Origin of the sequence: Vibrio sp. 10N.222.46.A1 (assembly GCF_041473595.1) — a bacterium.
In the GTDB taxonomy this organism is placed as follows: Bacteria; Pseudomonadota; Gammaproteobacteria; order Enterobacterales; family Vibrionaceae; genus Vibrio; species Vibrio tasmaniensis_A.
The window spans coordinates 1-2,862 of record NZ_JBFRSN010001146.1 but is presented as its reverse complement, the minus strand read 5'-3'; the positions used below and the strand labels follow the sequence as shown (position 1 = coordinate 2,862).

The window sequence follows — 2,862 nt, the reverse complement described above, 5'->3', positions numbered from 1 at the left end:
GACAAGTATGTGGTATTGCGGTTGTTGCGGCTCTTATGTCAACTAGTGCTTTTGCTCATAAAGAAGGTGATTTCATCATCCGTGCTGGTGCCGCAATAGTGTCTCCTAACGATAGCAGTGGAGATGTTTTGGAGACATCGGGTTCAAAATTTGGTGTGGATTCAAACACCCAACTTGGATTGACATTTGGCTACATGTTTACAGACAACATCAGTCTCGAGATTCTTGCAGCGACGCCGTTCTCCCATACAATTTCTACAAACCATGGTGGTTTAGGTGATATCGCCGAGACAAAACATTTACCACCAACGTTGATGGTTCAGTACTACTTCGGCGAAGCAAACAGCAAGTTCCGTCCTTACGTAGGTGCTGGTATTAACTACACCGTATTCTTTGACGAAGAGCTTAATGGTGCGGCTAAAGATGCTGGTTTAAGTGACTTGTCCCTTGATGATTCGTGGGGACTGGCTGCGAATGTTGGTATGGATTACATGATCAACGACGACTGGTTTTTAAACGCATCCGTCTGGTACGCAGACATCGATACTACAGCCAAGTACAAGGCTGGTGGGAAACAGTACTCAACAGACGTTGATATTGATCCATGGGTATTCATGATTGGTGGTGGTTACAACTTCTAATCAACATCTTTAGTTTGTTAAAAGCGCTCAAGCACCAGCCAGCTTGGGCGCTTTTTTCTTTTGATCAACAACGTCACAAACAACGCAAGCAAATCATACATGAATAAAAATTGATGTGGCGATTGCAATCATCGTTACCACCAAAACGAAAGCGCCACTACTTGTTAAGCAGTGGCGTTTTTTTAGTTCATCGCTTATTTAATAGCGATAGCAAAGGCCTATGGCTGTTGCTTAGTTGGTGCTAGAGCAATCTCACGGATACATACATTCTGTGGTTGTTGGTAAGCGTACGATACCGCGCGAGCAATATCGTCAGCAGCCAATACGCCGCCCATGTCTTCTTTCCAAGAATCGTAACCGTCTTTGATCTCTTGAGATGTTGTGTGAGACAGAAGTTCAGTCTCTACAGCACCCGGTGCGATAGTGGTAACACGAACATTTGAAGCAGCAACTTCTTCACGAACGTTCTCAGAAATAGCGTGTACCGCGAATTTAGTACCACAGTAAGCTGCGTGGCTTGGGAATGTTTTCTTACCCGCAATTGAGCTGATGTTGATGATAGTACCTGTGTTGCGTTCCATCATAGGAGCAAGTACAGATTGCATGCCGTTTAGCAGACCAATCACGTTTACATCGAACATTGTCTTCCACTCTTGAGCGTCTTGAGTATCAATTTGACCAAGAAGCATTGCACCAGCGTTGTTGATAAGTGCATCTACAGGGCCAAATTTCTCTTCACCTAGTGCGATTGCTGCATCAAAAGACGCTTTGTCTGTTACGTCTACTTTTACTGATAGAGAGTTTGGTAGGTTCAACGCTTCAAGGCGGTCAATACGACGAGCTAAAAGTAGTAGAGGGTGACCTTCATCGCTTAGACGACGAGCGATTGCTTCACCAATACCAGAGCTTGCACCTGTAATTACGATTAGTTTTTTCATTTTATTTCCTCTGTACTTTTATTGCGTCGGTTGGCTACGACGTATTGTTTAAGTGCATTCGAATCAAGTGCTTGTTGCCTTGCTTCGTTGCGATGGAGGTATATTAAGGAAAATAGCATTGTTGATATATAGCGCTTTACTTGAAACACTGTTGCCGTGATGCAACAATAAAAGCGTCTATCTCATAACTTCATTAGTAAGCTGGCGACTATGCTCAATCAAATTAACCTGTCTGATATTCGCTCCTTCGTTCTTATCGCTCGTTTAGGTAATTTCACCAAAGCGGCGGAGGAGTTAGATGTTTCACGCTCCCACGTATCACGCCAAGTGAGTAGCCTAGAAAAGCAGATGGGTGTGACACTGTTTATCCGCACCACTCGAACTTTAAGACTGACGCATGCAGGGCAAGATCTGTACGCGAGATGTGAACAAGCCTTAGATAATATAGACCAAGCTCTGATTGCTGCTGTCGACGATGTCGAAGAGGTGCGCGGCGACATAAAAGTAAACTGTGTCGGAGGGTATCTTGGTGAGGTGATCATCGCGGATCTGGTCAATGAATTTATGCAGCTTTACCCAGACATCAGCATCAGTCTTGATTTCAGTAGTAACCGAGTCGATTTGATTGAAGATGCGTTTGATATCGCTTTTCGTATGGGGAGTCTTGAAGATGCGGGCTTTATCGCTAGAAAGCTATTGGATATTGAAATGGGAACACTCGCGAGCCCAGAATATTTTGCTCGCAAAGGAAAGCCAAACCATCCTAAAGATCTCATCCACCATGATTGCTTAACGGGCTCGGTGCGTAAATGGAGCTTTCAAGCTTTGGATGACACTAAGAAAACAGTCGATGTGCATGTGACGGGTAGGCTGCAATGTAAGAATGGCCGAGTGTTGGTACAGGGCGCGAAGTCGGGCAATGGGATTATTCGTGTTCCAACCATCTATTGCTTACAAGAGCTCAACGAAGGGCAACTGGTGCAGGTGTTTGATGAGTGGGTAGTGCCGAAAGTGGACTTTTCAGCGATATACCATCGAGACCGCTATCAACCGAGCCGAATTCGAACCTTCATTGATTTTGTAAAAGGCCGTTTTGAGCAAATGCCAGTCAGCTAAATAGTGCGTGCTGTCCATTATTTGGAGTAGAGCGGATTAGCGTGGGCTTACATCTCGTCGATTTCGTTTTGTAGGTTTTCCAACTGCTCTAGAATCAACAAAAACTTCTCGCCGAACGGCGTCACTTGGTATTCAACTCTTGGTGGAAGTTCGTTGAACATCTGCTT

Annotated in this window: 4 protein-coding genes; 2 read left to right on the top strand and 2 right to left on the bottom strand. The window is 44.7% G+C overall.

Annotated elements, in window-relative coordinates:
* Positions 1-641: outer membrane protein OmpW (ompW, locus tag AB4496_RS24640; RefSeq protein ID WP_372132433.1), on the top strand; the 641-nt coding region annotated here is incomplete at its 5' end.
* Positions 642-859: 218 nt separating this feature from the next.
* On the opposite strand, the gene AB4496_RS24635 is transcribed toward ompW, so the two are convergent.
* Positions 860-1,579, bottom strand: a complete 720-nt coding sequence (locus tag AB4496_RS24635) for an SDR family oxidoreductase (protein ID WP_102258237.1) — start codon at positions 1,577-1,579, stop codon at positions 860-862.
* 210 nt (positions 1,580-1,789) lie between these two features.
* On the opposite strand from AB4496_RS24635, the gene AB4496_RS24630 reads away from it, so the two are divergent.
* Positions 1,790-2,695 carry a LysR family transcriptional regulator gene (locus AB4496_RS24630; RefSeq protein WP_102258236.1) on the top strand — a complete coding sequence of 302 codons (906 nt, stop codon included), beginning with the start codon at positions 1,790-1,792 and terminating at the stop codon, positions 2,693-2,695.
* 47 nt (positions 2,696-2,742) lie between these two features.
* On the opposite strand, the gene AB4496_RS24625 is transcribed toward AB4496_RS24630, so the two are convergent.
* Positions 2,743-2,862: winged helix-turn-helix transcriptional regulator (locus tag AB4496_RS24625; protein WP_372132436.1), on the bottom strand; the 120-nt coding region annotated here is incomplete at its 5' end.

Excerpts from the sequence above, each read along its gene's own strand:
- AB4496_RS24635 (WP_102258237.1), bottom strand. The coding sequence starts at position 1,579 with ATGAAAAAACTAATCGTAATTACAGGTGCAAGCTCTGGTATTGGTGAA.
- AB4496_RS24630 (WP_102258236.1), top strand. The coding sequence starts at position 1,790 with ATGCTCAATCAAATTAACCTGTCTGATATTCGCTCCTTCGTTCTTATC.